This window comes from Sulfitobacter sp. L-8 (assembly GCF_056859255.1).
Map to the genome: position 1 here is coordinate 1 of NZ_JBSXOD010000025.1, position 3,049 is coordinate 3,049.

The following is a 3,049-nucleotide window of genomic DNA, read 5'->3' on the forward strand; positions in this document are numbered from 1 at the left end:
TCTGCCGCACAAGCCTGTGAACCCTGTCTCAGGTTTAAGGGCAAAAATATCGGAATTAAAGGCAAAATCTCATATTTAAGGGCAAAACACAGTCGTTGAATTCATTGAATTTCTCATCTCACAATTAAGGGCTACGCGACAGGAGCGGTCGACCTTGCGGAATTGGTCTCAACGCGCGACCGCCTGATCGGTGATATCCAATCCCGCTTGGATGAGGGCGCGAAGAGGTTTCTGAGAACCCTGCATGACGGCGATCCTGACTTCGACGCGATCGACCGCCCTCAAGCGGCCGAGCTTCCAGCGGTCCGATGGAAGCTCATCAACGTGAACAAGCTGAAAGCAGAAAACCCCAAGAAGCATGCCGCCCAAGGGGAAGAGCTCGAGAAGCTCCTCGGCTGAAGATGGACCAGAGATGACTGATTTCGAGAACGACCCCGACTACGAAGAATGCCTTGTGACCTTTTTTGATGTCCTCGGTTTCAGGAATCTCCTGCACACGCGAAGCGGTGCAGAGATCAGGCACTTTCTTTCGATGTTTCGTAGGGTGTCCGAAGGGGATGCCACGCCGCCCACCCGCTCCGACGAGATGCGGATGATCAGCGAAGTCCATGCAGAGATCGTGTCTGACGCGATCGTCAGAACCAGGACCATTGAAACTCAGTGCCAGGCCGGCCCCTTGGTCTGGGAACTCATCGATCTGCTGCACATCCAGATCGAATGCGTGGCAAATGGCATATTGGTGCGCGGCGCGATGACGATCGGCCCCATGCATCTCGGCATCGACTTCAGTGGTCCGGTGTTTGGGCCTGCCCTCGTTCAGGCATATTTCATGGAAGAAGGCGAGGTCATCTTCCCACGCATTGCGATCCATGAAGATGTCATCGAACGCCACCGGCAGGACCAAACGCTCTGGCGGGAAGGACATTCCTATGAAAATGAAGAGCATCACCTGAACAACCTCCTGCGCCAGGACGAGTCAGGCCTCCACTACGTAGACTATCTTCGCGCCAGTCTCAGCGAGCTCGACGGCGAATACGCCGGCTGGATCGAGTTTCTGGGTAGGCACAAAACATTGGTGGAGAGCGGCCTCGCCGACAGTCCCAACGCGACGGTGCGGCGCAAGTACAGCTGGCTCAAGAACTACCACAACGGAGTCATCGACGAGAACATGGCAAACCTGGAACCGGGCGCGATGACCGAGGATGGCGACCCTTGGGAAGCTCTGTTCAGAGGGCTCAGGATCGAAGCCTGAGCTGTCTCAACAAGTCACGATTGGGAGCGTCACGAAATGTCCACGACATGCCTCACCGTTTAGCCAATACGGGGATAGCCAGCCCGCCACCATTCCTATGACCCGCCATCCAGACCTGCGTCCTCCAACTGCTCCCGCTCTGGCAGATCCGCGAGAGTCGCCAGATCAAATGCAACAAGGAACTGCTCGGTCGTCACAAAGGTGTAGGGCGCACCGCGGCGTGGCGATCGTGGCCCAGTCCCGATCAAGTCGCGCGCATGCAGCCGCCCGATCAGATCACGGCTGATCTCCTTGCCAAATATATCCATCAGCCCATCGCGCGTGATCGGCTGATGGTAGGCGATGGCAGCGAGAACCGCGACGTCGAATTCGCTCAGGTCGAGTAGCTGATCCTCGACATCCGCCGCGGCGCGGATCGCAGGTGCATAGGTAACCCGCGTCCGGAACATCCAGCCACCGGCGACTTGTACAATCTCGAAGGCCCGTCCCTCCAGATCGGCGGCAAGGTCCTCGACAAGCAGGTCGACCGACGCCCCCTGCCCCACCACGCGCGCCATGTCGTCACGCGGCACCGGCGCGGCCGAGGCAAAGAGGACCGCCTCGATCCGGCGCATCCATTCCCGCCAGCGCAGCTCGGATGGCAGGTCGGGCAGCTCGCGATCCAGTTCGGGGTCAGAGCGATCCTTCGCCATCGCTACAGCCCGTAGAGCCGGAAGGTGTCGCGCCCGGTCAGTTCGCGCACCGCGCCGAGGTCGACCAGCCGGTCGCAAATCCGCCGCGCAGCTCGATCCGGCAGGGGAAGCGCCGAGGGCGCAACCGCATCGCGGGTCAGGAACATCTCGACCGCGTTGCCCGCGCCCTTGGCCCGCAGCTTGGGCGCGACCGCGCTCAGATACGCCGCCCGACGCGCGAGGTCTGCGGCGAGACGCACGGCCTCGACCGCTGAGGCGATAAGCGCGCGATGGCAGGCGAGCAGCAAGTCCTTGCCCTGCTTGCGCAGGTCCGCGCGTTTCAGGCCTAGGGCCAGCAATGGCACGAGATAATCCCGGCCGAGCGCCTGAGCGAGGGCCGCATCCGCGAGGATCAGTCCTGCTATGTGTGCGCGCGGTGCTTCGCGCAGAACGGCTTCCAGCGCCATCGGGGCACAGGTCATCGACGCCCCTTTCCCGGCATCAACCCACGCGGCAATCTGGCTCGGCTCGAAAGCAGCTAAGGCTCGGCCCAAAGCCTTGATCGACACCGGCCGCTCCACCGCACGACGCCAGGCCAGGCAGGTTTCGCCCGCTGGTCCGGGAAGATCGCCGGGCCGTAACAGGTGCACAGCATCGCGCAGCTCCCCTGTCCGCTCCGACCGTCCAGAGAACGCGACGCAAGCCTCGGCCGCGCGCAGCGCGAGCCGGTCCCGCAACAAGGCTTGGGGCACCTCCGCGCGTCCGAGCACAACATGCAGGTGGTTCAGCGCCGCGCCCGACAAAAACGCAACATCTTCAAGGGCTTCAGCACGCGCGGATGTGACCCACCCGGGCATCCGGGGTAACGTGTCGAAGTCGCTGGTGTGATCCGGGCGGGCAAATGTCATGCCCAAAGCCTACACTTACGCGGCGCTTTCTGCCAGAAAATAGCGGCCTAACCGCCCCTCCCTGCGGCTTGTCACTATGTCCAATAAGTTTGCATTATCGGACGCAAAAAAATATACTGCGAAGCAGTTCAGTATCATCGCCGGATTCTGTCGGAAAGCCGGAATTCATGAGATTCAAGCACTTCCCTGAATAACCGACTGGGGTTCATGAGATTCTG

At 60.9% G+C, this 3,049-nt stretch carries 4 protein-coding genes; 2 read left to right on the plus strand and 2 right to left on the minus strand.

What is annotated here, in order from left to right:
* Positions 1-162: 162 nt before the first annotated feature.
* Both AC13DE_RS01830 and AC13DE_RS01835 read left to right on the plus strand, forming a co-directional pair.
* A complete protein-coding gene (locus tag AC13DE_RS01830) occupies positions 163-399 on the plus strand; it encodes a hypothetical protein (RefSeq protein WP_483046849.1) in 237 nt (78 codons plus the stop codon).
* Between the two features lie 13 nt (positions 400-412).
* Positions 413-1,252: a hypothetical protein gene (locus AC13DE_RS01835; protein ID WP_483046850.1), complete on the plus strand. Its 840-nt coding sequence runs from the start codon at positions 413-415 to the stop codon at positions 1,250-1,252.
* Positions 1,253-1,347: 95 nt separating this feature from the next.
* Here AC13DE_RS01835 and scpB read toward each other — a convergent pair whose 3' ends face one another.
* Positions 1,348-1,944, minus strand: a complete 597-nt coding sequence (scpB, locus tag AC13DE_RS01840) for an SMC-Scp complex subunit ScpB (protein WP_483046851.1) — start codon at positions 1,942-1,944, stop codon at positions 1,348-1,350.
* 2 nt (positions 1,945-1,946) lie between these two features.
* Positions 1,947-2,831, minus strand: coding sequence for a DUF1403 family protein (locus AC13DE_RS01845; RefSeq protein WP_483046852.1), 885 nt, complete (start codon positions 2,829-2,831; stop codon positions 1,947-1,949).
* Positions 2,832-3,049: the final 218 nt, after the last annotated feature.

Coding starts and splice junctions, on each gene's coding strand:
- AC13DE_RS01845 (WP_483046852.1), bottom strand. CDS start 2,831: ATGACATTTGCCCGCCCGGATCACACCAGCGACTTCGACACGTTACCC.
- scpB (WP_483046851.1), bottom strand. CDS start 1,944: ATGGCGAAGGATCGCTCTGACCCCGAACTGGATCGCGAGCTGCCCGAC.
- AC13DE_RS01835 (WP_483046850.1), top strand. CDS start 413: ATGACTGATTTCGAGAACGACCCCGACTACGAAGAATGCCTTGTGACC.